Origin of the sequence: Pseudomonas sp. REB1044, from assembly GCF_038813925.1 — a bacterium.
Taxonomy (GTDB): Bacteria; Pseudomonadota; Gammaproteobacteria; order Pseudomonadales; family Pseudomonadaceae; genus Aquipseudomonas; species Aquipseudomonas boreofloridensis.
Map to the genome: position 1 here is coordinate 2,797,351 of NZ_CP046139.1, position 25,375 is coordinate 2,822,725.

Annotated in this window: 17 protein-coding genes and 4 pseudogenes; 12 read left to right on the top strand and 9 right to left on the bottom strand. The window is 64.9% G+C overall.

What is annotated here, in order from left to right; all coding sequences use genetic code 11:
- Positions 1-7: 7 nt before the first annotated feature.
- The 6 genes and pseudogenes from GKC70_RS12695 to GKC70_RS12720 all read left to right on the top strand — a co-directional run bounded on the left by GKC70_RS12695 (position 8) and on the right by GKC70_RS12720 (position 9,548).
- On the top strand, positions 8-697 hold the full coding sequence (locus GKC70_RS12695) for an N-acetyltransferase (protein ID WP_295485241.1): 690 nt from the start codon (positions 8-10) through the stop codon (positions 695-697).
- A gap of 3 nt (positions 698-700) precedes the next feature.
- Positions 701-1,843: a GNAT family N-acetyltransferase gene (locus tag GKC70_RS12700; RefSeq protein WP_317870668.1), complete on the top strand. Its 1,143-nt coding sequence runs from the start codon at positions 701-703 to the stop codon at positions 1,841-1,843.
- On the top strand, positions 1,815-2,582 hold the full coding sequence (locus GKC70_RS12705; RefSeq protein ID WP_342648844.1) for a ChbG/HpnK family deacetylase: 768 nt from the start codon (positions 1,815-1,817) through the stop codon (positions 2,580-2,582). Before GKC70_RS12700 ends, GKC70_RS12705 begins: the two co-directional genes overlap by 29 nt.
- A 78-nt stretch (positions 2,583-2,660) precedes the next feature.
- Complete coding sequence (locus GKC70_RS12710) at positions 2,661-6,488, top strand: DUF6543 domain-containing protein (protein ID WP_342648845.1); 3,828 nt, start codon at positions 2,661-2,663, stop codon at positions 6,486-6,488.
- A gap of 174 nt (positions 6,489-6,662) precedes the next feature.
- Positions 6,663-8,281 (top strand): annotated as a pseudogene (locus GKC70_RS12715) (NADP-dependent glyceraldehyde-3-phosphate dehydrogenase).
- Between the two features lie 76 nt (positions 8,282-8,357).
- Complete coding sequence (locus tag GKC70_RS12720) at positions 8,358-9,548, top strand: hypothetical protein (RefSeq protein ID WP_342648846.1); 1,191 nt, start codon at positions 8,358-8,360, stop codon at positions 9,546-9,548.
- Positions 9,549-9,601: 53 nt separating this feature from the next.
- Here GKC70_RS12720 and yiaY read toward each other — a convergent pair whose 3' ends face one another.
- The 5 genes from yiaY to GKC70_RS12745 all read right to left on the bottom strand — a co-directional run bounded on the left by yiaY (position 9,602) and on the right by GKC70_RS12745 (position 14,912).
- Entirely contained in the window at positions 9,602-10,750 is a 1,149-nt protein-coding gene (gene yiaY, locus GKC70_RS12725) for an L-threonine dehydrogenase (protein ID WP_342648847.1), read from the bottom strand.
- 135 nt (positions 10,751-10,885) lie between these two features.
- Positions 10,886-12,448, bottom strand: coding sequence for a threonine ammonia-lyase, biosynthetic (gene ilvA / locus GKC70_RS12730; RefSeq protein WP_342648848.1), 1,563 nt, complete (start codon positions 12,446-12,448; stop codon positions 10,886-10,888).
- 188 nt (positions 12,449-12,636) lie between these two features.
- Positions 12,637-13,074: a PACE efflux transporter gene (locus GKC70_RS12735; RefSeq protein ID WP_342648849.1), complete on the bottom strand. Its 438-nt coding sequence runs from the start codon at positions 13,072-13,074 to the stop codon at positions 12,637-12,639.
- A 66-nt stretch (positions 13,075-13,140) separates the two neighbouring features.
- Positions 13,141-14,172 (bottom strand): dienelactone hydrolase, encoded by a 1,032-nt coding sequence (locus tag GKC70_RS12740; protein WP_342648850.1) that lies wholly within the window; start codon positions 14,170-14,172, stop codon positions 13,141-13,143.
- Between the two features lie 131 nt (positions 14,173-14,303).
- Positions 14,304-14,912 (bottom strand): FMN-dependent NADH-azoreductase, encoded by a 609-nt coding sequence (locus tag GKC70_RS12745; RefSeq protein WP_039577502.1) that lies wholly within the window; start codon positions 14,910-14,912, stop codon positions 14,304-14,306.
- Positions 14,913-15,044: 132 nt separating this feature from the next.
- Between GKC70_RS12745 and GKC70_RS12750 the strand changes: the two are divergent.
- Positions 15,045-15,946 (top strand): annotated as a pseudogene (locus tag GKC70_RS12750) (LysR substrate-binding domain-containing protein).
- On the top strand, positions 15,939-16,301 hold the full coding sequence (locus GKC70_RS12755) for an MmcQ/YjbR family DNA-binding protein (protein WP_342648851.1): 363 nt from the start codon (positions 15,939-15,941) through the stop codon (positions 16,299-16,301). Before GKC70_RS12750 ends, GKC70_RS12755 begins: the two are co-directional and overlap by 8 nt.
- Before the next feature lie 25 nt (positions 16,302-16,326).
- Here GKC70_RS12755 and GKC70_RS12760 read toward each other — a convergent pair whose 3' ends face one another.
- Positions 16,327-16,752, bottom strand: coding sequence for a DUF1294 domain-containing protein (locus GKC70_RS12760; protein WP_295485253.1), 426 nt, complete (start codon positions 16,750-16,752; stop codon positions 16,327-16,329).
- The gene (locus GKC70_RS12765; protein WP_342648852.1) at positions 16,749-17,582 is read right to left on the bottom strand and encodes an undecaprenyl-diphosphate phosphatase; all 834 of its coding nucleotides are present in this window, start codon (positions 17,580-17,582) and stop codon (positions 16,749-16,751) included. Before GKC70_RS12765 ends, GKC70_RS12760 begins: the two co-directional genes overlap by 4 nt.
- Before the next feature lie 300 nt (positions 17,583-17,882).
- Between GKC70_RS12765 and GKC70_RS12770 the strand changes: the two are divergent.
- Positions 17,883-19,516 (top strand): annotated as a pseudogene (locus GKC70_RS12770) (methyl-accepting chemotaxis protein).
- 91 nt (positions 19,517-19,607) lie between these two features.
- Positions 19,608-21,353, top strand: a complete 1,746-nt coding sequence (locus GKC70_RS12775) for a DUF2599 domain-containing protein (protein ID WP_342648853.1) — start codon at positions 19,608-19,610, stop codon at positions 21,351-21,353.
- A gap of 51 nt (positions 21,354-21,404) precedes the next feature.
- Here GKC70_RS12775 and GKC70_RS12780 read toward each other — a convergent pair whose 3' ends face one another.
- Positions 21,405-22,688 carry a DUF2599 domain-containing protein gene (locus GKC70_RS12780; RefSeq protein WP_342648854.1) on the bottom strand — a complete coding sequence of 428 codons (1,284 nt, stop codon included), beginning with the start codon at positions 22,686-22,688 and terminating at the stop codon, positions 21,405-21,407.
- Between the two features lie 161 nt (positions 22,689-22,849).
- On the opposite strand from GKC70_RS12780, the gene pnuC reads away from it, so the two are divergent.
- The gene (gene pnuC, locus GKC70_RS12785) at positions 22,850-23,416 is read left to right on the top strand and encodes a nicotinamide riboside transporter PnuC (protein WP_317870677.1); all 567 of its coding nucleotides are present in this window, start codon (positions 22,850-22,852) and stop codon (positions 23,414-23,416) included.
- Positions 23,413-23,936 (top strand): annotated as a pseudogene (locus GKC70_RS12790) (AAA family ATPase). Before pnuC ends, GKC70_RS12790 begins: the two are co-directional and overlap by 4 nt.
- Positions 23,937-24,863: 927 nt before the next feature.
- Here the strand turns inward: GKC70_RS12790 and GKC70_RS12795 are convergent.
- Positions 24,864-25,064 (bottom strand): hypothetical protein, encoded by a 201-nt coding sequence (locus tag GKC70_RS12795; protein WP_342648855.1) that lies wholly within the window; start codon positions 25,062-25,064, stop codon positions 24,864-24,866.
- Positions 25,065-25,375: the final 311 nt, after the last annotated feature.

Below are 25,375 nucleotides of genomic sequence, written 5' to 3' on the forward strand. Positions count from 1 at the left end.
AGGAAGCATGCGTGCACTGAGCAAGATCCGCGAACGCATCCAGCGCAAGGGCCTGCGCAACACCCTGGCCAGCGCCTGGCGGCGCTACGTTTTCTATCATTGGGAACTGTTGTGGATGCAGCGCGACCTGCAGGCTCCCGTGCCGCCGCACCGGCTCAAGCCCTACCCGCCACTGCGCCTGGAAAACATCAGCATGACCAACGTCAGGGCTTTCGCCCGGTATTTCGGCGACCGCGTCGAGACCATGCGCGAACTGGCCGGCGAAGGCCATACCGGGCTGATGTTCCTCGACGACGAAGGCGATGCGGTCGCCTTCATCTGGGGCAGCGCCCGGCATTACCACGACCGCCATTACTACGGCTGCTGGTTCCCGGTAGGCCCGGGCGAGTTCTTCGAGTTCGGCGGCGAACTGATCCGTCGTTACTGGGGCACGCGACTGTCGGTGGACCTGCAGGTGGCGCTGTGGCAAGCCATGGCCGCGCAGGGCTGCACGACCGTGGTGGACGTCTGCGAACAACACAACATCCCGGCGCTCAAGCTGCACCTGCGCATGGGCTATCAGGAGCAAGGTCGCATCATGCATGTCTATTGCCTGTTCGGGCGCTGGAAGTTCTTCCGCGAAAGCCGCTATCGCGACTCGCGCCTGGCGCCGCTGCGCAAGCACGCCGCGCAACACACCACGGCCACGGCGTCCTGAACCGTGGCCCTGCAATTGAGTTGGTGCGCCTCGCTGTGCACCCCGAGCTTTCCGGCGGCCGGCTACGAAGCGCTGCGTCAGCGCGTGGCCGCCAGCACGCCCTTCAATCACCTGGGCTGGCTGCGCGCCGCCGAAGCGGCGTTGCAGCCGGGTCAGCAGTTGCAGGTGTTGCTTGGCCACTTGGACGGACGCCTGTGCCTGTGCCTGCCCCTGGTACGCGAACGCCAGCCGCTGGGGCCGTTGAACGTGCCGGTGGTGCGCCACCTGGGCCATCCGCTGAGCGACCGGATCGCCCTGCTGCTGGACCTGCCGGTCAGCCACGCCGGTGCGGTACTCAAGGCCATCCGTGGCAGGCTGCCGCACGCCCTGCTGCAACTGAGCGAAGTGCCCGACGGCGACAGCGACTGGCTGCAACAGTGGGCCGCCGCCAGCTCGACCTTCGAGCGCCGCCTGACCTGCCGCGTGCCGGTGCACCGTATCAGCCAGGCCGACCGCCAGGAAGTCAGCGGCGACCCGCGTTACAAGCTGCGCCGTGCGCGCAAGCGCATCGCCGCCTGCGGCGCACAGGTACGCCGGATCATGCCGACGCGCGCTGACATCGAGCACTGGCTCGATGCGGTGAGCGCCGTCGAGGCGGCCAGTTGGAAAGGCGATGACGAGGTGGGCATCTTCAGTGGCCCCCTGCGCCGCCAATGGATGTACCAGGCCTTCACGGCGCTGGCCGCCGAGGGCCTGGTGTGCTTGGTGCTGCTGGAGCTGGACGGGCGCTGCATCAGCTATCGCCTGGGCCTGCTCGAACGGGGCCGGGTGTATGACTACAACCTGGCCTTCGTCCCCGAACAGCGCGACCTGGGCAGCGGCCGGGTGCTGCTCGAAGAGTGGATTCACTGGGGCCTGGACGACGGCTGGAGCTGGGTCGACGCGTCGCGGGTGAGCCTGGAGAACTCCAGCCACCAACTGCACGAACGCCAGACCGGACAACTCGAGCAATGGCGCCTGAGCTGCTACAGCTGGCGCCTCGACGGCATCGCCTTGGGCCTGGCCCTGCGCGCCTGGCGCTGGCTCAAGCGCCGGCGTAAACCCGACACCCCTTCCCCCCCAGCACAGGAGCGCGCCGATGCCATTGCGGGTCATAGTCAACGCTGACGATTTCGGCCTGGACGACGAAGTCAACGCCGTCATCGTCCGGGCCTTCCAGACCGGGCTGATCAGTTCGGCGACGCTGATGGCCAACATGCCGGCCTTCGAGGCGGCGTGCGAACTGGCGCAACAACCGACGCTCGCCGGGCGCATCGGCCTGCACGTCAACCTCACCTATGGCTCGCCGTTGAGCCGGGCGATTCGCGCCGAACGGCGGCTGTGCGATGCCCAGGGCGGGTTCGACCTGCAACTGCGCCAGCGCACCCTGCGCCTGTCACCCGGTGAGCGCGAGGCCGTGCGCCAGGAGCTCGATGCCCAGTGGCAACGCTGCCTGGCCCATGGTGTCAGGCCCAGCCACCTGGATTCGCACCAGCACGTGCACAATATCTGGCCGGTCGGCGACGTGGTGGCGCGCTTCGCCCGCGAGCAGGGCGTGCCAGTGCGCCTGGCGCGCAACATCGGCGCCAACATCGGCCCGCTCAAGCGGGTGTTCAAGACCCTGCTCAACCGCCGCCTGAAACAGCTGTGCGCGGTGACCGCCGACCATGTCTGCACGCCACTGGACCTCAAGCACGGTCTGGCGCCGAGCCACGGCGTGCTGGAGGTGGTGGCGCATCCCAGTGCGCTGGACAAGCATGACTTCGGCGACGCCTATCTGCCACCGGGCGAATCGCTGGTGCAACTGCTGGACCAGCACCTGTCAGGCGTCGAGCGAGTGGGCTACGCCGGGCTGGGGGATCGCTGAGGCGGGTGCCCTCTATCTACCACCGCGCGTCGCTGGGCGTGGCGTCTCCTGTGGCCTTCCCGAACAGGAGACCGGCCCATGCCTTCGAGCGCTACCCATCCCCACCAACACTTCCTCGCCGCCCGGCTGCCCGCCTGGGCCGCGACGCTGCACGCGGCCCACTGGCAGGCCCTGGGCGCATGCCTCACACCGCCCCAGGGCGAACCTGGCGCCGAGGCCGACTGGTTCGCCAACGCAGCGCCTGCTTTGCGCGAAGCGCTGCTGTCAAGCCAGTCGCGACTGGACGCTGCGCGCCATCGACTGGCCGAAGCGTTGACCGGCCTGGAGCAGATCAGCGCCTTCGCCGAACCTCGACTCGGCGAGCGTCTGCGCGAGGAACACCAGTTCGCGGCCCCTTTGCGCAGCACGGAACTGATCTGGCTGCATCATCTGTTCACCCACGACGTCTACGTCACCACCCATGAGCGCCGTTCGCTGCTGGAAGCGGCGCTGCATAATTTCGCCGCCGACGTCAGCTTCAGCGCTGACAGCGCCCTGGCCCTCGAAGGCCATGCCACATGCCGGCCGATCACGGTCATCGGTAAAACCACCCTGGGCGACAGTGAAACCCTGGTGGACATCCCGTTGCACTCCGAGCAGTTCGAGATCACGGCATTGCCCTTGTCCCCCGCCGATTTCGCCGACACGTGCCGACGCCTCGACCTGGGCGGGCAGTATCAGGCGCACTTGGACAGCCACTTCGCTGCACCCGCGGTTCGCCCCGCCGCCATTGCCCTGTACCAGCACAGCCTGCGCGCCAGCGCCGAGCTGGCTCATGTGCGGCACCAGATCAGCGGCGCTGCACGGGACGCCGTGCAGCGACTGATCGACGGACAGCACGGGATCAACTGCCAGCAACTGGAGCTGTTCGGTGTGAGGCTGCACGAGGCATTGCTGATCGATGCGGGCGATGCCGGACTGCTGCTCTACCTGCCCGGTCACGAAACGATGCTGCGTCAGTTCGACGGCCTCGAGGCGGTGCGCACGCACCTGCAACAGGCCTTGCTGGCACCGGCCTCACGCCAGGCGTTCAGCGCCTACGTCAACAAAGCCCAATGGGGCGCTTTGCTCGACCGCGCACAGCAGAACCTCGACAGTGGGCACAGTGGCATGGACCAGGCCTGGAGCCTGGCCGCCGACGCCGATCTGCACCTGCGTGTGCTGGGCATCGACACATCGCTGTTCGACTTCCTCTTCGACGACCATGTGGCGCGGCTCAAAGCCGAAGCGCGCCTGCTCGCCGTGCCCACCGCCGAAGCCGACGAGCAGGCGCGTAAACATCACCTGGCGCTGTGGCAGAGCCTGGGCCTCAACGCGCTGATGGCCGCTGGATTCTTCGTCCCGGCAGTGGGCGGCCTGATGCTGCTGGTCACCGCGTATCAGTTGCTCGACGAGGTATACACCGGTTACCAGGCCTGGAGCGTGGGCGATCGCCGAGAAGCCTTGCAGCACCTGGAAACCACCGGCCTGAACCTGGCGCTGATCGCCGGACTCGGCGCTGCGGGTGCCGTGGCCGGCAAGCTCGCCAGCACACCGCTGATGGAACGCTTGATGCCCGTCGAGCTGGCCGATGGCACGCAACGCCTGTGGTTGCCCGAGCTAACGGGCTACCGCAGTCAGGTCGAACTGCCGCAAGGGCTGACCGCCAATGCCCGAGGTCAGTTCGTCGACCAGGGACGCCACTTCATCCGCCTCGATGGCCAGTTGTACGAGCAGCGCCTGGACCCGGTCCTGCAACGTTGGCGCCTGGTCCACCCAGACGACGCGCACGCCTACGCCCCCTTGTTGGAGCACAACGGCGACGGCGCCTGGCGCGTCGAGCATGAACAGCCGCAGGCGTGGGATGTACACAAGCTGGTACAGCGGCTGGGTCCAGCCTTGGCCGATATCAGCGAAGCCGAGGCGCTCATGGCCTTGGACATTACCGGGCTGAACAGCACTGCGTTGCGTGAGATCCACCTCAACAACCTGCCAACACCGCCGTTGCTGGCCGACACCCTGGAGCGCCTGAAGATCGCGCGAGACGTGGCAGCCGATCTGCCCGGCCAGACGGCACAGGCCTGGGTAGACGCCATCGCGGAGCGCTATGGCGCTGTGACCATCGATACCGATTGCGCGCGTCTGCTGGATCGCTACCCCGATGTGCCTACACCCCTGGCGCGGCGGCTGGTGAACACCCTACCGGCCGAAGAACGTGCCCTGTGGCGCAGAACCGATACGCTGCCCCCGTCGCTACGACAGGCACTCGACCGGCTGCGCTGCGAGCTGCCGCTGGCGCGTGGCCTGGAAGGTTTACACCTGCCCATCCTGGCGGGGGAATCCAGCGAGCGCCTGCTGTTCGCCAGCCTCACCCGCCTGCCGGACTGGCCGCAGGACCTGCGCCTGGAGTTGCGCGCTGCCAGCCCGCAGGGTGCGCTGCTGCGCGAGTGCGGCGTGCCTTTGGCACCGCGCCGGCTGCGCCTGATCAAGTCGGCGGCGGGCTATGAGGCCGACCTGGGCGAACGCCCAGCACCGGGCAGGGTCAGCCACGACCTGCTCCAAGCGTTGCTGTGGACCCTGCCGCAGGAGTTGGGCACGACGCTCGCCCAAGGCGGTGCAGATGCGCTACGTGTACGCTTGCGCACACTGATCGGCGCTGCCCGAGGCACCTTCAGGCAGCGTCTGCTCGCCCCGGAGCACCCAGGTTGGCGCAGTCGACTACGCCTGCTGGGCGGCCTGGACCCGACGCCGCAGCGACCCGACGATTTCTCCCACCACTCGCTGGCCTCACGCTTGCGGCGGCTGTACCCGTTGGCCAGCCTGGAAGACGCCCAACGGACCCTGCGCGACTGGCAGGCCGCGCTGCGTGTGCCTGAAATCGAAGTGGCGCGCCTGGAGGCCCGCCTGCGCGACCTGCAGGCGCAACTGAGCAGTTGGGCTGGCACCTCGGCCCGGCGCCAGCGAGCCATGCAGCGCATCGTCGACGCCCAGCGCGGCAGTTCGATCGTCAGGCTGATCGACGGTACTGCCCAGCACGTGCTGGACCTTTCCGGCATCGGCCTGGACAACGCGAGCCTGGAAAGCCTGGTCCTGCCGGACGATTTTCGCCACATCACCGAGCTGGACCTGACCCACAGCGCCGCCCTCAGCCGCCTGCCCGAGCACTGGCTGCAACGCTTTCCGGCGCTGCAACGCCTGAAGCTACGGGGTTGCGGCTTCTCCCGCGTGCCACGGCTGACCCGGCCAGAGGCGCTGGTCTGGCTGGAAATGGACCGCAATCCGATCACCTGGGACCCCGCTCAGCAAGCAGACTTCGACCGCTACCTCAACCTGCGCGTGGTGGACTTCTCCGACTGCCCGCTGACCCGCGCCCCCGACCTGTCCCGCCACGTACAGATCCGCACGCTGTACATGGACAACTGCCTGCTGTCGACGCTGCCGACGGGCTTGCAGCATGTGCTCGATCCGCTGCTGCTGGACTTTTCCCGCAATCCGCTGCAAACGCTACCGCCGGCCTTCGCCCTGCCTGACCGAATCGCGCGCACCCTGCGCCTGGAAAGCGAAACCCTCAGCGCGGTCGCTGCCGAACAGATCGACGCCTTCTACAGCGCCACAGGCATCGACCTGCTGGTGCCGGACAGCGACTACGAGGAATTGCTGGCCGAAGCGGACGATGCCCAGCAGGGCATTTGGTCGCGGCTGCCACTGGCCTGGCGCCGCGATCTGCGCGAACTGCTCGAAAGCGACCGTTACCTGGACGGCCTGCCCCACACCCGCACCGAGACCTGGCGGCGCCTGGAACGGCAGGACCAGGACCGGTACTACCGACGGCGGGTCCTGGCCCAACCGGCGATCAATCTGCTAGACCGCCCGATCGAGCAAAGCTGATCGCAGACGCCGACCTGCTGCCGTGCTGGGCAGCAGGTCGGCGCCGCGAACACCCGCGCGTGATCACCAGCAGCGCGCCTTCACCGATGTTGGACCACACTGGAAACTTTGTGGCAGCCGGTGCATGCTCGGCTGAAACGTTTCATTCGCTCAGCTACGTGAGGCGCAATAACCATGGACCGTCTGCTCGATGCACTTTTCCCCGCCCCTGAAGACATTCCCGACGCCTGGCGCCTGGGCGAGCCGCTGGAACAACGCGACTACCTCGTAGGCGGCGAACTCAGGCAGTGGCAGGGGCCACTGGCCACCGTCCGCAGTCCAGTCTGGCTCAAGCACGGCGACGGCGAACGCCAGGTGGTGCTCGGCAGCGCCCCCTTGCTTGACGCCGACACTGCGCTTACCGCGCTCGATGCCGCCGTGCAGGCCTACGACAAAGGCCGCGGCGCCTGGCCGAACATGCGCGTGGCCGAGCGCATCCAGCATGTCGAGGGCTTCCTGGCGCGCATGCGCGAGCAGCGCGGCGCGGTGGTCAAGCTGCTGATGTGGGAGATCGGCAAGAACCTTAAGGACTCGGAAAAAGAGTTCGACCGCACCTGCGACTACATCGTCGACACCATCAATGCCTTGAAGGATCTGGACCGTCGCTCCAGCCGCTTCGAACTCGAACAGGGCACCCTCGGCCAGATCCGCCGTGCGCCACTGGGCGTGGCGCTGTGCATGGGGCCCTACAACTACCCGCTGAACGAAACCTTCACCACCCTGATTCCAGCGCTGATCATGGGCAACACCGTGGTGTTCAAGCCCGCCAAGTTCGGCGTGCTGCTGATCCGCCCCCTGCTCGAAGCCTTCCGCGACAGCTTCCCGCCGGGGTGATCAACGTCATCTACGGTCGCGGCCGCGAGACGGTCAGCGCGCTGATGGCCAGCGGCAAGGTCGATGTCTTCGCCTTCATCGGCACCCACAAGGCCGCCAGCGACCTGAAGAAACTTCACCCACGACCGCACCGCTTGCGTGCGGCCTTGGGCCTTGATGCGAAAAATCCCGGCATCGTCCTGCCGCAGGTGGACCTGGACAACGCCGTGGACGAGGCCGTGACCGGTGCGCTGTCGTTCAACGGCCAGCGCTGCACGGCGCTGAAGATCCTGTTCGTCCACGAGGATGTGGTCGAGCCCTTCCTGGAAAAATTCCAGCACAAGCTGGCCGCCCTCAAGCCCGGCATGCCCTGGGCGCCAGGCGTGGCCCTGACGCCGCTGCCCGAACCGGGCAAGGTCGACTACCTCAATGGCCTGGTGAGCGATGCCAAGGCCCACGGCGCGCAGGTGATCAACCCCGGCGGCGGCCAAAGCCGGGGCTCGTTCTTCTATCCCGCCCTGCTCTATCCCGTGACCGCCGCCATGCGTGTCTACCATGAAGAACAGTTCGGTCCGGTCGTGCCCGTGGTGCCGTACCGCGACCTGCACACCGTGATCGACTACGTGCTGGATTCCGACTATGGCCAGCAGTTGAGCCTGTTCGGCAACGACCCGCAGACCATCGGCGAGCTGGTCGACACCTTCGCCAACCAGGTCGGGCGCATCAACCTCAACGCCCAGTGCCAACGCGGCCCGGACACCTACCCGTTCAACGGACGCAAGAACAGCGCCGAAGGCACCCTGTCGGTGCACGATGCGCTGCGGGTATTCTCGATCCGCACCTTGGTCGCCACCAAGTTCCAGGACGCCAACAAGACCTTGATCAGCGAGATCATCCGCAACCGCCAGTCCAGCTTCCTCACCACCGACTACATCTTTTAGCGGTGAGCTGTCAGCGGCAAGCTGCTAGAGTCGCGGCTTGGCTCGGCGCTTGCCGCTTACAGCTTGGAGCTGCTTCATGCGAATCATCGAGAAGAACGGGGCGTCGATGCGCAGCCTCACTGCGGCTGAAGAAGAACTGCTGGTGGGGTTCGTGACGGGGAGCCTGGTTGGGCCGCGGCTGCTGCAAGCCAACCAGTGGCTGATGAAGGTGCGCAGCGCCAACCAGTGGTTGGGGTGCGACTGTCGGCGCGATGCGCTGCCGGTGCTCAATGTCAGCCTCAATGGCAATAGCGGCACGCTGTTTCTGCGTAACAACCCCGAGACGCCCGAGCATTCGCCAGGCTGCCCATTCAGCAAGGAGGCCCGTGAATCGGGCGGCCACGCCGAGCCTCAGGTAGCGCCGGCGGCCTGGCTGGCGCCGGATACGCCGCTGCGACTGCTGGGCGATTTTCGTCAGGACAGCGCCGCCAGTGGCACTGCGCTGGGCGATGGCACGCCGCGGCGCGAACAACAGCGCTTGCTGTCGTTGCTGCTGAGCTGGATCGAAGCCAGCGGACTGAATGTCTACGCCACCCACCTGAAAAAGGACCTGACCGCGCAGTTCGCTGAACTGCGTGGCGTGGCTGCGCGCTACCCGCTGCTGGCGCGCGTGCCAGCGAGCAACTACTTGGAAACGCGGCTGGACATGAAGTCGATGATGCGGCTCAAGGCGCGTCTGCGCGATTCCAGCCTGTTCGGCGAGCATCGCCGCCATGGCTTGCTGCTCGACTGCGTGGAGCGCATCGCCGGGCGCAAGGTGTTCACCGCCGCCAGCGAGGACGGTTTCGATTTCCAAGGCCATCACCTGCTCTGGGGTGGCAGCAAAACCGGCGGCCCGCTGCTGGCCCTGGCGCTCTACTCACCGGCCACCGCCGGCAGCCAGTTCTATGAACTGATCCACGTCGCCAGTGTGCCAGTGCTGTCGCGTGGGCAGCTGTTTCCGGTGTACCGGGATGAAGAGCGCGAGCCGTTGAAGGCGCTGGTGTCGCTGATCGACTGGATGGCGGGCAAAGGTGTGAAGGTGCTGATGCGCCGTCCGGTGATCGGCGGCGAGGTGATGGACGAGCTGGTGCTCACGTCCGACCAGGACCGGGTGCTGTCGGTGTCGTTGCTGCAAGAGCCCGTGGGGCCTGAGCCTGAGATGGAGCATTTCAAGCGCTACGCCGACTTCAAGAGCGCGGAGACGTTTCGCAAGTACGTTGCAGGGTTCTTCATGCGCGAGCGGTGATCCGGCCGCCCGTGAGAAAGGGGCCGCAACGCGGCCCCAGTGAAAACAGCGTCTCAGAATGCTGCGGCGAAAATCGCCTCGATCTCCGCCTGGCTGGCGCTGCGCGGGTTGGTCAGGCCGCAGGCGTCCTTGAGCGCGTTGCTGGCCAACACCGGCACGTCTTCACGCTTGGCGCCCAGTTCCTGGAGACCCGCCGGAATGCCCACCGCCACCGACAGTTGCTCGATGGCTGAAATCGCGGCATCGGCGCCCTGCGCCTCGGTCATGCCGCACACCTTCACGCCCATCGCCTTGGCCACGTCACGCAGACGCGCTGCGCTGACTTGCGCATTGAAGCGCTGCACATGGGGCAGCAGCACCGCGTTGCACACCCCGTGCGGCAGGTCGTAGTAGCCACCGAGTTGGTGGGCCATGGCGTGCACGTAACCCAGCGAGGCGTTGTTGAACGCCATGCCGGCGAGGAACTGGGCGTAGGCCATGTTTTCCCGCGCTTGCAGGTCCTGGCCGTCGTTCACCGCCTGGCGCAGGTTGTCGCTGATCAAGGTGACGGCCTTCAGCGCGCAGGCGTCGGTGATCGGCGTGGCAGCGGTCGATACATAGGCTTCGACGGCGTGGGTCAGCGCATCCATGCCGGTGGCGGCAGTCAGGCCCTTGGGCATGCCGACCATCAGCGCGGGGTCGTTGACCGACAGCATCGGCGTGACGTTGCGGTCGACGATGGCCATTTTCACGTGGCGTGCTTCGTCGGTGATGATGCAGAAACGGGTCATCTCGCTGGCGGTGCCGGCAGTGGTGTTGATGGCGATCAGCGGCAGTTGCGGCTTGGCCGAACGGTCCACGCCTTCGTAGTCGCGGATGTAGCCGCCGTTGGTGGCGCACAGGGCGATGCCCTTGGCGCAGTCGTGCGGCGAGCCGCCACCCAGGGAGATCACGCAGTCGCAGCGCTCGCGTTGCAGCAGCGCCAGGCCGGCTTCGACGTTGGCAATGCTCGGGTTGGGCTTGGCGCCGTCGAAAATCGTCGAGTCGATGTCGCGCTCGGCCAGCAGGCTGGCGATGCGCGAGGCCACCCCGGCCTTGGCCAGGCCGGCGTCGGTGACGATCAGCGCCTTGCGCAGGCCGTAGCCGGCGATGGCCGTCATGGCCTCGCCCAGGCAGTCGAGTCCCATGATGTTCACCGCTGGAATGAAGAATGTGCTGCTCACGGCCGAGTTCCTCTCTCTGGTTGTTGTCTCTCTGGCGGCGAGCATCCTCCGCTTTTCGCGCCCGGATGTTGATCCAGGACAATGTCCGTGACTGCCCAGTCATCGACGCTGGGAAGCGTCGATGAGCGGCTGGCGTCAGCCCAGGAACAGGCGGTAGGCCGGGTTGTCGGTCTCATCCCAATAGGCGTAGCCCATGGCCTGCAGCGCCTGCGGCAGGGTCGCCTGCTCATCGTCCGGCACCTGGAGCGCCGCCAGCACCCGCGCCTGGGCTGCACCGTGGTTGCGGTAGTGAAACAGGCTGATGTTCCAGCGCCGGCCCATCCGTTCGAGAAAGCCCAGCAGTGCGCCAGGGCGCTCGGGGAACTCGAAGCGCAGCACCCGCTCCTGGATCTGCGGCGCGGCATGCCCGCCTACGGTATGGCGCACATGCAGCTTGGCCAACTCGTTGTCGGTGAGGTCGAGCACCTCGTAGCCCTGCTCGCGCAGGCTGTCGAGCAACCCCGTGCGCGGGTCGCGCTGTGGGTGGGTCTGCACACCGACGAACAGCCGGGCCGGCTTGCCGGGCTGGCAACGGTAGTTGAATTCGGTCACCTGGCGCCGGCCCAGGGCCTGGCAGAAGGCCCGAAAACTGCCGGGGCGCTCGGGGATGGTGACGGCGATCACCGCCTCGCGCTGCTCGCCCAGTTCGGCGCGCTCGGCCACATGGCGCAGGCGGTCGAAATTGACGTTGGCGCCGGAGTCGATGGCCACCAGGGTCTGCCCGCGCGCACCCTCGCGCGCCACGTATTTCTTGATCCCGGCCACGGCCAGGGCACCAGACGGCTCGGTGATCGAGCGGGTGTCGTCGTAGATGTCCTTGATCGCGGCGCACAGCTCGTCGCTGCTGACGCTGATCACCTCGTCGACGAAATGCCGGCACAACTCGAAGCAATGGGCACCGACCTGGGCCACCGCCACGCCGTCGGCAAAGCTGCCGACCTGGGGCAGGACCACACGCTGCCCGGCGGCCAACGCCGCTTGCAGGCAGTTGGCGTCATGCGGTTCGACACCGATCACCTTGACCTGCGGGCGCAGGTACTTGACGTAGGCGGCAATGCCCGCGATCAGCCCACCGCCGCCGACCGGCACGAAGATCGCGTCCAGCGCACCCGGCTGCTGGCGCAGGATTTCCATGGCCACGGTGCCCTGCCCGGCGATCACATCCGGGTCGTCGAACGGCGGCACGAAGGTCGCGCCTTGCTCGTCGGCCAGGCGCAAGGCGTGAGCCAGGGCGTGGGGGAAGCTGTCGCCGTGCAGCACCACGTCACCACCCCGGGCGCGCACACCGGCGATTTTCAGCTCCGGCGTGGTGGTGGGCATGACGATGGTCGCGACCATGCCCAGGTGCGCCGCCGCCAGGGCTACGCCTTGGGCGTGGTTGCCGGCCGAGGCGGTGATCACGCCACGCGCGCGTTCGGCCTGGGACAGGCGCGACAACCGCGTGTAGGCACCGCGGATCTTGAAGGAGAACGTCGGTTGCAAATCTTCGCGCTTGAGCAGCACCTGATTGCCAAGACGCGTCGAGAGCGCCGGGGCGGGCTGCAGCGGTGTTTCGATGGCCAGGTCGTACACGGGCGCCGCAAGAATGCGCCGCACCTGCTCCGACAGCAGTTGCTGGGGCGTGACGGCAGTACGGGGGCTGACGCTGAGATTGCTCATCGATGACTCCTGGGTGGTTTCACGGGCCCAGGAGTCGAGAAGAAAAAACCCGCCTCCAGGGCGGGTTCGGTGCCAGTGCGCGCTAGCCCGCCAATCCGATGATGGCGGTAATAATGATCAGGCCGAAGGTGCGCGCTGGCAGGGAGGTATTCATGGGGTAGGAACTTATCTCGCCAACTCGTAGGAAGTCAACACTGCGCCGTGCGCTGCTGGGCGGACAGCGGCACGTCAAAGACCTTGTCGAAGCCCCACTGGAACACGAAGGCATAGACGAAGAAGAACACGAACAGCGCCAGGTTGGTGAGCAAAGCGCTCCACAGGCTGATGTCCAACCAGAACGCCACCAGCGGCAGCAGGATCAGCACCAGCCCGCCTTCGAAGCCCAACGCATGCAGCAGGCGCCGCAGCCAGGTCCGGCGACGCTGTGCCTGGCGCGCTTCCCAGCGCTCGAAGGCCCAGTTGTAGCCCATGTTCCAGCTCATGGCGATGCCGGACATCAGCACCGACAGCACCGTGGAATGGGCCATGCTGGTGTCGAACATCAGCGCCAGCGCGGGCGCCACGCAGGCGACGGCGATGATTTCATAGAGGATGGCCTGGACGACCTTGCGAGCCTTGCCTTGCATGGGGCGTTCCTTCGCGTAAACGGACGACGACGGTACCCCGGTTCAGCGTGCGGTTCAAGCGATGCGCTACGGCGCATCCCCCACTGCCGCCGAGCGCTCGGCCGGCTCTGGGGCGCCCAGTGCCTGGCTGAAGAAGGCGGCGGTCTCGCTTTGCAGGCTGCGGTGCACTTTGCGCCGATCGACGCCATCGGCATCTTTGCACAGCACGGCCATCCGCTGGCGTTGCTCGTCGTCGCACGGCGCCATGAACACGAAATGGCCGGCACCGGAGAGCAGGCGGTAATCGGGGGCGACCGGCAGCTTGCGCGCCAGGGCGCTGGCATTGCGCTCCACGGCCAGCAATTGATCCTGATCGCCGCTGTAGATCAGCGCCGGCACCTGCACATTGGCCAGGGCATGGCGACCGAACATCAGCCCCAGTGGGGCCATCAGCACCACCGCCCCGACCCGCGGATCGGCCTGCGGCGCCAGCTCGCTGCGATCGGAGATCAGCACACCATGGGTCTTGCAGGCATCGGCGTCCAACGGCCGCTCCAGGCAGTAGTTGCGCAAGCGTTCCAAGTCTGGTCGGGCGCCGGAGAGGATCAGCGCGGTCTCGCCGCCGGCCGAATAGCCGATCACACCGACCTTGCCGGGGTTCAGATACGGCCCCAGCAGCGTGTCGGCACGTGCGGCGCTGATCGCGGCACTCACCTGCAGCGGGCGTCCATACAGGTTGCTCAGGGTGCCGAGACGGCTGTGATCGTGCAGGTTGTCGCCGGGATGAGTCACCGCCACCACCACGAAACCCTGGCGCGCCAGGGACGTGGCCAGGTCATGCAACGCTACGGGCGTACCGGTGTTGCCGTGGGAGATCACCAACAGCGGAAATTGCCCCAGAGCCACCGGCGCTTCCTCGGCCACGCGCAGCGTATAGCCATCGATACGCGTCTGATGCGCCGTGGCGCTACTGGGGTAGAACACCAGTGCCTGCATGGGCTGGGCATCCAGCGGGTCGGTCAGGGCCAGACGATGCAGGCCGGCCACCCAGGGCGCAGCGTCGGCGCGGGCCAGCAGGCCACCGAGCAGGAGCAGGGTCAACAGGGCACGGGGCTTCATCGCGGCGGCTCTCCCCTGGAGGTGGACGAGTAGCACAAGCATAGAAGCGCAGCGCTGGGGTGCAGATGAAACCTCCATGAAAAAGCCGGCTGTCGTGCGCCACGACAGCCGGCTTTTTCAGCAGCGCTGAATCAGGCGGCGAACAGTTCGCCGGCGATCTGCGCCTGTGCGGCCGCGATGGCCGAGCTGCGCTGCTCAGGACCGTAGGCCAAGCCTTCGGCGCGGACGATCTGCAGATCGGTGATGCCCAGGAAGCCGAACAGCACCTTGAGGAATTCTTCGTGGCCGACGCCGGTCGGCTGGCCTTGGTGCAGACCGCCAGCGGTGGAGACCAGAATCACCTTCTTGCCACCGCACAGGCCTTCGGGACCGGCTTCGGTGTAGCGGAAGGTCTTGCCGGCGACGGTCACACGGTCGATCCAGGCCTTGAGCTGAGTCGGCACGCTGAAGTTGTACATCGGCGCGCCGATGACCACGGCGTCGGCCGCCAGGAACTCGGCCAGCGTCTCGGCGCTCAGGCGTGCTTCATGGGCTTGAGCGGCGTCGCGGGCTTCTTCGGCGGTGCCGGCGGCCAGCAGGGTCGCGGCGGAGAAGTGGCTGATGGCATCGCTCGCCAGGTCGCGGTAGGTGACTTCCACGCTCGGGTCGGCCGCTTTCCAGGCTTCGACCACTTCGCGGCTCAACTGACGGGAGGCGGAATTGTCGCCCAGGATGCTCGAGTCGATGTGCAACAGTTTCATGGGAATCTCCTGTGAATGACGACCGCGCAGTGAGGCGATCAGGATGGGCAGGATGCTACAGAAGGGTTGAATAGGTGAATAGTGAGCAAAAGTGCATTAGTTTGTTCCACTGGTGGAACGGTGGGACCGAACATGCAAGACCTCAATGACCTTTTCTATTTCGCCCGCGTGGTCGAAGCCGGGGCTTCGCTGCGGCCGGCCGTCAATTGGGCATTCCCAAATCGCGCTTGTCACGGCGCATCGCCGAGCTCGAGGAACGCCTGGGCACGCGCCTGTTGCAGCGCACCACGCGGCAATTGAAGTTGACCGCCGTGGGTGAGCGCTACCTGCACCATTGCCAGGCGATGCTGCTGGAAGCCGAAATGGCCGACGAAGCGGTGGCCAGCATGACCAGCGAACCGCGCGGGCGGCTGCGGGTGTCTTCGCCGGTGGCGCTGGCGCACGCGTTCCTGCCACCGGTGATCAATCGTTTTCTGCAACAGTATCCGCAGGTGCAACTGGACATGGTGCTGCTCAATCGCCGCGTCGACCTGATCGCCGAAGGCATCGACGTTGCCTTGCGCGTGCGTGACGTGGGCGACGAAGACCCAGCCCTGGCCACCCGCCGCCTGCGCCAGGCGCGCATGCACCTGGTGGCTGCGCCGGGTTTCGCCGTCGGCCTAGAGCACCCCTCGCAGTTGCTGAGCCTGCCGGTGCTGGGCGCCGCCGAAGCCGATCGGCTGGTGCACTTTCGCCTGATCGGGCCCCATGGCCAGGCGCAGGACATCGCCTTGGAACCGCGCCTGGCCATCGACGACTTCATCGTGCGCAAGGCCTCGGCCTGTGCGGGCCTTGGTTTCACCGCACTGCCGAGCATGTACTGCGAAGAGGAGCTGGCGCGTGGCGAACTGGTCCGCCTGCTGCCAGACTGGTCGCTGCCCGGCGGGTTCCTGCAAGCGGTCTACCCCCATCGACGCGGCATGCTGCCGGCGGTGCGGGTATGGATCGATCATCTGGCGGCCTCGTTCGAGGCCTGTGGAGAGCGCTATGTCTGAACGACACCTGACGGCCGAACAGGCCGCGGCCTTTTGCCTGAGCCTGCCCGGGGCACGGGAGGATTACAAATGGGGCGGTGTGCGGGTGTTCTCGGTGGCGGGCAACAAGATGTTCGCCGTGCAAGACCTGGCGGGCGCCGGCCTGTCGTTCAAAGTGGACGACACACACTTTCTCGGCTACTGCGACCGCCCCGGCGTGCGGCCGGCGCCCTACCTGGCGCGGGCTCACTGGATCAGCGTGATGCCGCCCTACGCCATTGGCCGCGAAGAACTGACCGACTTGTTGCGACGCTCGCACCAACTGGTGGTGCGGCGCTTGGCCAAGCGGTTGCAGGTGGGGTTGGTGATCGAGTGAGTACAGAGCAGTTGGTCAGCCCCCCTCAACGCCCCAGCCACCCCAGCCACAGATAATCCGCCCACACCGCCTGGTGCACCACCACGATGCCCCAGAACACCACCTGATAAGACACCTTGCGTGTCTTGTGGCGAAACAGTTGCTGGGCCACCAGTGCCCCCGGCCAGCCGCCCAGCAGTTCGCTGGCGTGCAACACCTTCTCCGGGATGCGTCGACCCAGCTGGCGGGCCTGGCGCTTGTCCTGCCAGTACAGCGCCAGGCACACCAGGCTGGCCAGGGGGTACAGCGCCAACGGCAGCCAGGACTGCCCGTTCCAGGCCATGCGTGCGATACCTGCACCTGGCAGCAGGCATAGGCCGAGCAACACCAACAATTTCAGGCGCAGGTAGCGCACAGCGCCCTCCCCAGCCCGACCAGGGCCAGGCCGGGCGGCGGCTGGATCACGTTTCATCCGGCGTGCGCCGTTGCCCAGTCGACCCAGCCGAACTGCCAGGTCGCCAGGATCAGCAGGCCGAAGGCGATGCGGTACCAGGCGAACACCGCATAGCTGTGATGCGCGATGAACTTGAGCAAGGCGCGCACCGCGATCATGGCGAAGATGAACGACACCACGAAGCCGATGGCGAAGACGGGCAGATCGGCCGGCTGGAACAGGTCACGGTACTTGTAGCCCGAGTACACCGCGGCCCCGACCATGGTCGGCATCGCCAGGAAGAACGAGAACTCGGTGGCCGCCTGGCGCGACAGGCCGAACAGCAGGCCGCCGATGATGGTAGAGCCCGAGCGCGAGGTGCCCGGAATCATCGCCAGACACTGCACCAGGCCGACTTTCAGGGCGTGGCTCCAGCGCATGTCATCGACATGCTCCACCGCGATGCGGTGATCGCGCCGCTCGGCCCAGAGCATGATCACACCGCCCAGCACCAGGGCCACGGCCACGGTGATCGGGTTGAACAGGTATTCATGGATGAGATCGGCGAACAGCACGCCGAGCACCACCGCCGGCATGAAGGCGATCAGCAGGTTGGCGGTGAATCGCCGGGCCTTGGGCTGCGTCGGCAGGCCCTGCACCACCTGGAAGATCTTGCTGCGAAACTCCCACACCACGGCAAGAATGGCGCCGAGCTGGATGATGATGTTGAACGCCATTGCGCGCTCGCCGCCGAAATCGATCAGGTCGGCCACGATGATCTGGTGACCGGTACTGGAAATCGGCAGAAACTCCGTCAGTCCCTCGACGACACCCAGAATGATTGCCTGCAAGGCACTCCAAAAATCCATCAACTCCCCCAAATGAATACCGCTCGTTGGCGGCATCCTAGTTTTTTTCTATTACAGATGTGCACCGCCCGCGCGGCGTCGCTGTTTTACAGCGTCTGTTGGTCCGGACGCCAGCGAAAAAGTTCGCGCAGACTAAAGGTTTCATCTTGCGCGGCCGAGATCCTAACAGAGACCCGTGCGCAGGCGCGTGCGGGATGCAACAGGGAAGGTCGCCCGACGTTGGTCGACTGGGTTGCCGGGCGCCAACCGTGGTTGGATGTCGCTCGTATAAAAAGAACAACGCAATGGAGTGAGCTTTCGATGAACACACTGAGATCGATGTCGATCAGCCGGCGTCTATGGCTGATCCTGCTGGTGTCCCTGGCCATGCTGCTGGTGCTCGGGCTGCTGTTGCTGCGCCAGATCCACGGCGACCTGTACCAGGCCAAGGCGGAAAAGACCCGCCACGTGGTGGAGACCGCCGTGGGCGTACTGGCCTATTACCAAGGCCTGGAAGCCGCCGGCACGCTCGATCGGCAAAGCGCACAGCAGCAAGCATTGCAAGTGGTGCGCGGGCTGCGCTACGACAAGGACGACTATTTCTGGATCAACGACCTGCAGCCAACGATGATTATGCACCCGATCAATGCCAAGCTCGACGGCCAGGACCTCTCGGCGATCCGCGACCCGAACGGCTTCGCCGTGTTCAACGAAATGGTGAGTCTGGCCAAAGCCAAGGCGCGGGGCCTGTCAACTACCACTGGCCCAAGCCCGGCGCCAGCGAGCCGGTGGCCAAGACCTCGTACATCGAGTTGTTCAAACCCTGGGGCTGGATCATTGGCTCGGGGGTCTACGTAGACGACGTCCAGGCCGAGTTCGCCCGCCAGGTGCGCGACGCCTCGCTGCTGGGGCTGGCGATCGCCGCGCTGATGGGCCTGCTGGTGTGGCTGATCGCCCGCAGCATCGCCCGCCCGTTGCAGGAAGCGGTGCAGGCCATGGGTAACATCGCCAGCGGCGAAAGCGACCTGACCCGGCGCCTGGACACCCACGGCCGCGACGAGATCACCCACCTGGGCGAATACTTCAACCGCTTCAACGGCAAGCTGCAGGGCGTGATCGGACAGTTGCAAGGCACCGCCCATGCCCTGGCCCAGACTGCCGGACAGGTCGGCGACAACGCCGGCAGTGCCCAGCAGCACAGCGCCAGCCAATCGCTGCAGATGGACCAAGTGGCCACTGCGGTCAATGAAGTGACCTACGCGGTGCAGGACGTGGCCAAGAATGCCGAACAGGCCGCCAGCGAGATGCGCACCGCCCAGGAACAAGTGGACCAGGGCCAGCAGGCGATTCAAGGCAGCCTGCAGCAGATCGACCGGTTGTCGGCGACCATCGACCAGGCGCAGGGCGTGATTCGCGACCTGGCCGGGCACAGCACGCGCATCGGCGGCGTACTGGAAGTGATCCGCTCGATCGCCGAGCAGACCAACCTGCTCGCCTTGAACGCGGCCATCGAAGCCGCACGGGCGGGCGAACAGGGTCGCGGTTTTGCCGTGGTGGCCGACGAGGTGCGCCTGCTGGCCCAGCGCACGGCCCAGTCCACGGCCGAGATCCAGACCATGATCGAGCACCTGCAAGGTCAGTCGGACGCGGCGGTCAAGGCCATCGACACCAGCAGCGAGGCCTCGCGCCAGACCGTCGCCCAGGCCCGCGAGGCCGGCAGCCGGCTGACCGCCATCGAGCAGGCGCTGCACACCCTGGCCACACTGAACACCTCGATTGCCAGCGCCACCTTGCAGCAGACCCACGTGGTGGAGGAAATCAACCGCAACGTGCTCGACACCGCCGGCCTGTCCCAGCAGACCGCCGAGGCCGCGCGCCAGTCCAGCGACGCCGGTACGGCACTGGCCCGCCTGAGTGAGGAGCTCGAACAATTGCTGCGCCAGTTCAGGGTCTGAGCGGCCCTGTCCCACCTGACAACTCTGCCAGTAGACCGCCCAGCCGGACCTGGCAGACCGTTGAGCCTCCATGCCACCACTGGAGATCGACATGTTCAGGTATAGCCTGGCCGCAGCCCTGGTCCTGGGGTTGCCGAGCGCATTCGCCGCCGCGCCCATCGAAGTGGGCACACCACAGGAAACGCTGCGGCGCATCAACGACAATTACAACCGCATCGACAACGCATGCAAGGAGCCCGGAGGCGCGCCGCGCGGCCACTATTACTGCAGCGGTGTCACCCTGCGCATGGTCGATGACGGACCGTTCAATCCCTGGGACTACAGCCCCTACGCCATCAGTACCGGCGCCACCTCGTTCAGTTGGATCCGCAAGGACCTGAGCACTAGCCGCCTGATTCGCCCGGCCGGGTTCATCCTGCGCACGCCCGAAGACGCCCGGCGGTTGCAGACACCGGTGATGGAAACCGGCTTCATGTGCATCTACGCCTTCGACGGCTTCACCGGGCCGGATCGCCAAGCGTGGGGCTGCGGCACGCTCAAGCAGCCTGTAAAAGGCACGCGCTGGTCCGACACCCGCCCCGAGGGCTACCAACTGCACTCGGCAACCACTCCGCCCAACGTCAACGCTGCGTTGGCCTGGGGCTCGTGCGACCTGCGCAAGATCGATACCGCAGCGCAGTGGCGCAGCCAATTCGGCCATCTCAAGCCACCTGCACTGGCGCCCAACAACCTGAACCGCATCCAAGTCCAGCAGTGCTCGTGGAACGCCGAACAGGCCTCAGACTGGAATGCCATGATCGACGTCCACCAAGCCCCCGGCACCCGCCATCGGGACGGTTTTGCACGCAAGGAACTGCTCAACGAGTTCCTGCTGCGCAATGACCAGTCCGGCAAGACGCCCGACGACGGCAGCGCCCGCCTGCCCTACATCGATGCCTTCGTCTGGGACGTCAACAGCACCTATGTGGCCAGCACCCGCGGCGATACGCGCAAGGCTCGGCCCACGGTCGGTCTCAAGCCGGCCCAGGCGTTCCAGCGCAAGCTATACGCGCAAGGCTACGCGGTGCCGATCCTGCGCCTGGACTTCACTCAGCCCGCCAGCCAGCGCTTCAGCTACGAGCCCAAGGATCAACTGGTGCCGCTGAGCGATACGCCAACGCCCACCCCACCTGCACCTGCGGCGCCGCAGCCGGGCGTGCTGATCGCCTCCGCCGATTGGGTCGAGCGCAAGCCGGACGAACTGGGCATGGGCCGTACCGAGAAGTCCTTGGTCCTCAAGCTGGCGCCCGGGGTGAAATTGAGCACCGACAACGTCGAGGCCATCTATGAGGACCTGGAAGCTCGCTACGGCGACAGTCCGCAATGGTTGCACGATGAAATCCATCCCGGCAGCATGCGTGCGCAACTGCAGTGCCTGGCCGTGCGTCACCCGGACAATGCCCAATGGCAGCTCGAACCCTGGCGCCCGGTGCTCTCGCCCGCCGACATGCAAAAGACCAACTGCAACCCATTGCGCAGGCTGATCGAGTCGACCCGTTGGACGGTGCTGACTGAAAAGGGGCACCCGCTCAAATCCGAAGACAGCGACGAGGCGCTGCTCGGTTTGCAGGTGGTGCCAACCGCTTTGGGCCGGCAAGCGAGTACACAGGACTTGTACGCCGAACTGTTCCGCCAGGAGGGCCTCGATCCGCGTTGGCAGGAAGGCGTTGCCGGCAGCATGGACTTGCAACTGGCCTGCCTGCACAAACTCTATAACCGTAAGGCCGACTGGAACCTTGAACCCTACCGCAAGGCCACCTCGTCGGCGCAGACCGAACGGGCCAAGTGCAACCCGTGAACGTGCATCGGCCCAGTGCCCGCGCAAACGGCGGACGATGGGCCGAGTCATTCACGCTGAAACGGGATTGCAACCGACTTTCTCGGCCTGCTCCTCGTTCACGAAGGGCCGTACCGGCTCCAGGTTATAGGTGGACTTGTAGCGGATCGGGTTGCCGACCTTGTCCTTGCCGAACACATGGCAACTCAATTGAGTGGCCATGGAGTTGCGCCGTGAACCACGGTCGTAATCTTTCCAGCGCGAGTCGCTGCCGTAGCGGCTCTTGAGCTCTGCATACATCGCATCGATTTCAGCGCGTTCGACGTTGCGGCCGCAACGGGTCGGCTTGACCGATAAGGTCCAGACATTCTTGCGGAAACCCGGATCGTAGCGGCGGATCCACTCGGCACTTTCCACGTACTGGCTGCATGTAGCATTAGCGCGGCTGCCGTCCGCCTTGAGGAACTGGGCATTGGACTCACAGGCGAACCGCGTCTTGGCTGAAGCGTCTTTGGGAAAGTCCATCCGCATCACCGGCACCCAATTGCCGGTCTTCGCGTAATAGTCCTGCTGGTTACGCTGCGCTGCGCCCAATCCTCGCGACTCGCTGTAGAAGAAGGCGGCGATCGGTACGGGTTCATCGGCCTTCCAGCTCACCAGGCGCAATTCGGTTTGCACTTCACGCCCGGTCCGAGTGTCGGCGATCGACTGGCGCGCTTTGATGAAGGAGGCGAATGCATCACGGCGCGCGCTGGCATCGAGGCGTCCGTTCATATCGAACGAGCATTGACGCTCGCGACGATGGCGACCACCTTTGTTTTCGTGCAGCTTGTCGAAATACTGTCGCCAATCCTGTGCGTTGGTCAGCTTCGCCGACTGACAACTGGCTTCGGTGCGGCGAGTGGTGCGGTTGTCACCGCAACCCCGGCTGTCGCGGTAGTCGCTCCAGGCATCGACTGGAAAGGCACAATAGACGTCGAGTTTCTTCTGCCCTTCGCCCACATAATCGCGTGGGGTAAAGATTATTCCATCGGTGTAGCCCAAGCCGGGGTCCTCATAGCCGATCTTGTCGGCACGCATCCACGACACCGACACGCCTCCTGACTTTTCAGAGGCCGGGCTGGGGTTCCACACGTCGTAGCGCTCGCCCTTGTGGGCATCGGCGCGCTTGGTGCCGCGAATCATCACACCGGAACAATCGACGGCCGGGTTGCGCCCGCAAGCATCAACCGTCTTGTTGTACCACTGGGTCACCTCGCTGGCGACGGCCTCGCATTGGTCAGCCGATATCGCACCGGTAGACACGCACATCGGTACTGCGCAGGCAAGGATGAAGCGGAATCGTGATCGTTTCATGGGTGACAACCCTCGGTTGATCAGGTGTCAAGTCATCCTATGGCCCACCTGCAAACCTCACTACTGGCAGAAATACCAGTCATACCAGGCCCGACGCGCCCGTTACCGGCTACGCATTTGCAGGTTACAATCGCGCCCCCTCCCCTCCCCAAGGAGCGCCGATGTCCGGCCTCGAACTGTTCGCCGCCGTGCTCGGCGTCATTGCTGTCTGGCTCACCGTCCGGCAGAACATCTGGTGCTGGCCGATCGGCCTAGTGATGGTGGTGCTCTATAGCTGGATCTTCTACGACGTGAAGCTGTACTCGGACATGCTCCTGCAATTGGTCTACGCCGTGCTCAACCTGTACGGCTGGTGGCAGTGGACACGTCCCGACCGAGTCGAAGAGGCCCGTCAGGTTTCGCGCCTGGATACACCGACACTCATGCGCGGCCTGGGCGTGGGACTGCTGGCCAGCATCGCCCTGGGGGCCGCCATGGCGCACTGGACCGATGCCGCGCAACCCTGGCTGGATGCGGCGCTCACCGGCTTCAGCCTGGTGGCGCAGGTGTGGATGGCGCAGAAGCGTTTGCAGTGCTGGGCGCTGTGGTTCGTGGTCGATGTGATCTTCGTCGGCCTGTTCCTGTACAAGGGCCTGTACCTGACGGCGGCACTCTATGCCCTGTTCACCCTGATCGCCGTGCGCGGCTGGGTGGCGTGGCGGCGCGACCCGGCGCTGGCGAGCGCATGAAGGTTCTGGTGTTGTGCGGCCCTGAGTCCAGCGGCAAGAGCTGGCTGAGCGGCGAGATCCAACGGCGCTTCGGCGGTGTGACGGTGGGTGAGTACGTGCGCCATTTCATCGATGTCGAGCAGCGCGATACCTGCTACGCCGATATTGCGCCCATCGCCCGGGGCAATTGGCCTGGGAAGATCAGGCGCGCGCCCAGGCCCCGCAGCTGCTGATCCTCGATACTCATCTGCTGAGCAACATGCTCTGGAGCCGCGCGCTGTTCGGTGATTGCCCGACTTGGCTGGAGCAAGCGTTGCTGCAACGCCATTACGACCTGCACCTGCTGCTGAGCCCCGAAGGCGTGGAGTGGATCGCCGACGGTCAACGCTGCCAACCGCGGCTCGAAGAGCGCCAGGCGTTCTTCGACGACAGCCTGCTCTGGCTGCGCTCGCACAACCAGCCCTTCAAAGTGATCGGCGGCGACTGGTCGCACCGCCGCGAAGAAGCCTTCACAGCGGTTGCGGCACTGCTCGATTGTTAAGTCGGCGATACACCTTGCTTCTCGCAAATTCGCACCGTTCAAGGCATTTCGATGCTGCACCGGCAGGTGTATTAGTGACGATTTCTGACGACAGTCACTTGGCCTCGTTTCAGACGAGGCTTTTCCAGCGTTTTCAGAACGGCAGAAAGCCCAGCCATGGAACGCCCAATGCCAGAATGACCGCTCCGGCCAAACCAATGGCAGCCAGACCGTGAAGCGCATCCATGAGTCCCAGGATGTTCACCTTGATGACCTCCCCGTCTCGTCAAGTGTTCGGGGTCTTGGGCTCACACTACGCGCAACGCACCGTGCCAAAAAATTTAACCCAGTGCTAGCCACTATCATCTCCTTCGATACAACGCACTTGCTGCCGAGGCGCACAGCAGTCTGACAAGCCCGAGCGACGCTCAGCAGGCTCATGGAGGCCACTGTGGCAGAAGCGTTGGACCAGCTCTATCGCTCACGGCAATAATGAACATCATCACTAACCGCTTCAAAAAACGCACTGAAAGGTAATAATCATGACCTAACCCATAGTACTACAGCGCAAGCCGACCATGAATAAGCGAATAAACTTAGCACCCTTTAGCGCCGGGATGATCTTAGCCATTCTGACGGGCTGCTCATTGACACCGCACACACCATCACTGGCATTGAGTACGGACAAAACACCACGGAATTACGGCATATGTTTAATGTCGAAGTTACACTCACAGCACTATTTGGCGCAACATTCACAGGGCTCTCGACACGAGAAAATTGTCGTGCCAAGTACTGTTCATGCCGATGAAGTAATCGATGTCTATGCCGTACCGACAGGGGCCAAAATACTCATCTATGAACACAGTCTTATGCCAAATCCCTTGCTGCAGATAGCCCGAGAATGCGCATGACGTTAGTTCTATAGAGGCCGATCCCGGGGATCGGTCAATCCTGATTAGCCATCTCGAAATCCCTGAGGATGTACGCTTTCAGTTCAGCGATACTCATGTGCTCCAACTTGACCGGTGCGGGGATTGAATAGTGGGTCGTCGAACCCGCTGGCAATTGGATCTCGGCAGTCAACTTACCAAACTGCCCAAGGGCCAGACTGTGCAAGTGCAAACAGGTCACCGTATATTTACTCATTGCATCACCGCCTCTCAATAAGGGCGCCGTGGAAATACGGCACGTTTTCTGCTGACTTCATCACTCACCCGACAGAACGTCAAGTGGCAGTCACTATAGAACTGAGCATCGCACGCTCGCAACCCTATAGTTTTTTCCAATAGCGCGGTTAGTAATTTCAATTGGCCCGTGAAAGCGCTACCGCCATAATTGTGACGGTTCCATCCTCAGTTGCTCCCAACTGTGCTTTGGTCGAATGACTCTCCCCTTTGACCCAATGCTCCAGAGTTGGAGTCATTCGACCTTTTTTAACTGATACCTTACCGGGATCA